This is a genomic window from Mesobacillus sp., assembly GCF_047739415.1.
Classification (GTDB): Bacteria; Bacillota; Bacilli; order Bacillales; family Cytobacillaceae; genus Mesobacillus.
Genome location: NZ_JBIQOE010000027.1, coordinates 1 through 3933, shown reverse-complemented (window position 1 = coordinate 3933; position 3933 = coordinate 1). Strand labels below are relative to the sequence as shown.

Below are 3933 nucleotides of genomic sequence, written 5' to 3'. Positions count from 1 at the left end.
CGCATTCTCAATCGTGAATATATATGGGTCGATCGGTTTTACCAATTATGGATACATCGATAAAGCGAAACCAGGAATTCTGGATAGGCTTAATGATAAAGAAGCAACAGGCAAGTGCCACACTTTCCTTGATGATATCGTTTATATATCACCCTTAAGTTTTAATTCCTCTCTAACAATATAAAAATCCAAAAAACTCATTAATATCAACATTATAACCCTCTTATAATATTATCCCATCCATTATTGACTAAGTGAAAAACCCGTGATATGTTACCAATATATAGAATTATAGCATTAATCATAGAATTATAGCATTATCACTGGGGGACAAATCAGTATGCAATTCAAATATGTTGTAAGACAATTTAATAGAATTCGTTTCCATATGGGGGAAAAAGACAGTACCCCCGCAATTGGCATTGGAGTCAAATATAAAGATAATAACTTCGTATACCCTTCCCCATTAACCAACTATATTACATCTACAAGTACAAGAAAAAGTAAAGCCATCAGTACACAAAAAAGAATAGCGAATGAAACAGTATGGTTTTTAAACTACTGTATAAAAAACATCGAATACAATGACGATTTTAGCATTCTGAAGGATAAAGGACTATATGGCTTAGACCTTTCACACGGGGCAAACTATATAAGCTACCTAACAGCGAAAACCCGTAAGGGAAACCTCATTCCTAATGGAGTGTATGAGTCTGAAAAGTTCTTGATAAGGTTTTATGAATGGCTAAATGAAGAGAATATTATTACCATTCCTGAGTTGGAGGATATTGAAGAGGGGACAAGCCCATTTGACGATAAAGAGTTGGGAACAGAGTACCCATCAAGGGGAGAACATATCCCAAATAAGATTGTGGATTTTGGGGATAACCGACTCCTACTCACCTATAAATTTATCAAAATAGCAGAAATAGTAGCACCAGAGATAGCGTTGGGAATCTGCTTTCAGTTCTTTGGAGGAGTAAGAAGAAGTGAAGTGGTCAACCTCACCAAACGAAGCTTTAAACGCCCAACCTACTATGACAAAACGATAAACCGACAACAAACCCTCCTACTTGTGATTAAAAACAACCAAGAACTACTGTTCCCAGACAAAATAAACCATACACACGAACAAGTGAAACGCCCGAGACAACAATGCGTTATGCCATTCAAGATAGTAAGCGATGTACTAAGAAGACATAAAAATCAACTAAGCCTGTTGGAGCAAAGGGGAAAAATCAAAAATAGAAAAGCACTGTTTGTGGACTATAAAACTGGAGAAACACTAAGTGGTCTACAATACCATAGACGATTCAACAAAGTGAAACAAGCTTTCTTGGAACAATTGGCACAAGAACAACATATCGACTTCGATGTATTAAATGAAGAAAAATGGAGCACACACATAGGCAGAGGAGTGTTCACGAATATCCTGTTGGATAGGGGGGCAGATATTGTTTCTACCGCCATTGCTAGAGGAGATAAAACCATCGATACGGTTATCAAATATGTAGACCATAGAAGAGCACTGGGCTATACACAAGATGCGATAAACCAATTGTCGGCAGACCTTAAAAAAGAGAAAGAACAAGTAAAGAAGTCGTTTGAGAATGGGATTGCGAATATAACCTTAGAGGATATTCATTGGGAGGGGGACTTTTAAAATGTGGCAAGATAAAGAGTTTACAAAAGTACTGGATATAGAAGCAGCCCTAGCTTTGTTAGACATATCCTTCGAAGACGTACAACGACAAACTGAAATGCCAGAAGAAGAGTTCCTTCCTTTATACAAATGCCAAGGGCATCCACAAGTTCACCTGACGTTGGAACGTTTGAAGAAGTTGGTTGATAACGGTTATCTGCATAAAAAGGAAACAAAACAGAGTGTTTTATTCAGCCTAAACGACGCCATAACCCTTAGCTTGTGCTTTGAAGTATTTAACGAACAATTTATCCTTTTGTCTAGTGTTCTGAAGCATATAGGTTATCCCAAAAAGGTGAGTCTTCCCAATCTTCAACAAAACTTTATTGAACTGCAAAAAGAAGGCATTTTTACGATATATCACATCCCTCTTTACAAGGGGGAGACACTACTTCTAACAAAAAAAGAGTTGGACCAATTTATGACAGACCATATATCGGTAAAAGAAGCATTGGATTTTTATCAAGTAAATCGAAACTACTTTACAGCTGACCCTATTATTCCTGTCCACCGAATCGTTCAAACGCAAGAGGGAATGTTCGTAAATAAAAAACTTGTGGAAGAAGAAATGTACAAACGTGGCAGAGGGGATACCTACACGAGACCTGAGGCGATGAAAGTATTGGATTTATCCATCGATTCTTTCAAACAAGTGGTTGATGAGTTCGAATTAGAACCTCTTCCCAATAATGTAGGGTTTGATAAAAAAGCCATTGATGACTTAGCAGCGGAGCAATTAAGAATCTTGAACGACATTGAAGAGAACTACTATATATCAGCCGAAGCAGCTGAATTATTCGGCTTTAAAAATCGTCTTTATCCTTCCGACTTTAAAAGGCTCGGCAAATCAGACATTCCCTCTCTTGCAAGAACAAACAGAGGAAAATATCCTTTTAAAAATATGGCTGCAAACGCTGTGCTTCTTTCTAAAGATAAGGTAGATGCAGAACTGAAAGTAAGAAAACTTAAAAATTCTATTCTCAATACTATCTATTCTACTCCATATGAAACATTTCGGAATGCATTAGAAGTGGGGGAGCTTTATTTTAGCGAGAATGCGAAAGAAACAGAGAAAGAATGGTTCACTTATATAAAAAGAAAATTCTCCAAATCCAATCAATCGCCAGCCAAAATGCAAGATACCATTGTAAAAACTGTCAGCACCACAGAACTGCTTATTCAACTAACAACCGATAAAGAGTTAATGAGTTTGTCAGAAAATGAAATCAATTTATCTATTTTTAATGAATTTCATACAAAAGGCGTGAAGCAAACCATTTACTCGTTCCTCCTTGACTTAAATCGTGAACAAAGAAAAAAGAAAGCACCACCTTATTGGAACCAAAGAAGGCTTATCAATCCCTATAAAGAAAAGGTGGAACATAAGGAAAAAACCATTTATTCAGTTGATGAATACCTTGACCTCATTGAATATGCCAATCGGATAGACACACACATAAAGAAGTCAATTGAAGATATATCACGAATGGACCAGACTTCCCGATACGCATCTACCTGGCTTTATGTCCTCATTCACTTAACGAATGGGTGGAGACATTACGATGTTGCGACTGTCCCAAGAATAAATTTGCAGCAGACAACCTTGAATGGAAAAGACGTGAATTGGTTGTTGACCAATAAACTCACTGATAGGGATATTGACATCATTTTAAGCCAAATGCAAGCTAAGGTTCTTGTTCACAGTAAAACGGGAAAGCGTCGTTATTTCTTCTACTCACAAGAATTGCGGGAAGCATTTGCCTATGCCTTTGCGGTATGCGAGCTAAGATGTCAAGAGTCTACTCCAATGTCCGATTCTTTGATTGATTTCACAGGTCGTGGAAAAGTCCTAACGCCCTCTTCCCATAAAGTGTTCTTCAATGGGATGGAAGATTTCCAGTTTGGAAGTCTAAAAATGAATCGCACTGTGATTAGCTATATTTATAGCATCGTGAAAAAGAAAACCAACCGAAACCCACTTGAGTTCACCAAGATTTTGAGAAGCCATAGTGATGAAGAAATAACAAGCATTTATACGGACATCCCACAAGAACATATAGACCTGATTACCAGTCAATTGTTTAACTTGGTGTTTTTTGCAAGCAAAAAGTGCAGAGAATTGCAGCGAAAAATACATAGGCTTGCAGCACAGATTTCTTTAAATTCCATCAGTTGACTTTACAGATGAAAGAGCGTTCTTTAATCTGTAACTTTCTCCTGTAAATGCCACA

3 protein-coding genes are annotated in these 3933 nt (G+C 37.2%); all 3 read left to right on the top strand.

The annotated features are described in order from the left end of the window. Positions 1-184 (top strand): phosphatidylglycerophosphatase A (locus ACH0QE_RS02045; RefSeq protein ID WP_415799077.1); only part of this gene is annotated, 184 nt, incomplete at its 5' end. Positions 185-340: 156 nt separating this feature from the next. Continuing rightward, entirely contained in the window at positions 341-1663 is a 1323-nt protein-coding gene (locus tag ACH0QE_RS02040) for a hypothetical protein (protein ID WP_415799076.1), read from the top strand. A gap of 1 nt (position 1664) precedes the next feature. Continuing rightward, positions 1665-3878, top strand: coding sequence for a hypothetical protein (locus ACH0QE_RS02035; protein WP_415799075.1), 2214 nt, complete (start codon positions 1665-1667; stop codon positions 3876-3878). Positions 3879-3933 lie beyond the last annotated feature (55 nt).